Origin of the sequence: Streptomyces calidiresistens, from assembly GCF_014141525.1 — a bacterium.
Classification (GTDB): domain Bacteria; phylum Actinomycetota; class Actinomycetes; order Streptomycetales; family Streptomycetaceae; genus Streptomyces; species Streptomyces calidiresistens.
On the sequence record NZ_VKHS01001616.1, the window covers coordinates 1 to 395 of the forward strand.

The following is a 395-nucleotide window of genomic DNA, read 5'->3' on the forward strand; positions in this document are numbered from 1 at the left end:
TCCGTGAGCTGGATCTCGTCACCGCGGCCGGGGGCCGTGTTCTCGAGGATCTCGAAGATCTCCGGGTGCAGCACGTAGCGGCCGATGATCGCGAGGTTGGACGGGGCGTCCTCCGGCGCGGGCTTCTCCACGAGGCCGTTGACCTGGACGTAGTCCTCCCCCTCGACGGCGGTGACGTCCGCGCAGCCGTACGCGCTGATGTTCTCGCGGGGGACCTCCATGAGGGCCACCACGGAACCGCCGGTGCGCTCTTGCACGCGGATCATCCGGGCGAGCAGGTCTTCCTTCTCGTCGATCAGGTCATCGCCCAGCAGCACCGCGAACGGGTCGTCGCCCACGTGGGTCTTGGCACGCAACACCGCGTGTCCCAGCCCCTTGGGGTCCTGTTGCCGCAG

At 68.6% G+C, this 395-nt stretch carries 1 protein-coding gene; it reads right to left on the reverse strand.

Features of this window, described 5'->3' with window-relative positions; all coding sequences use genetic code 11:
- A partial coding sequence (locus FOE67_RS28520; RefSeq protein WP_267133383.1) for a sugar phosphate nucleotidyltransferase occupies nt 1-395 on the reverse strand: 395 nt, incomplete at both ends.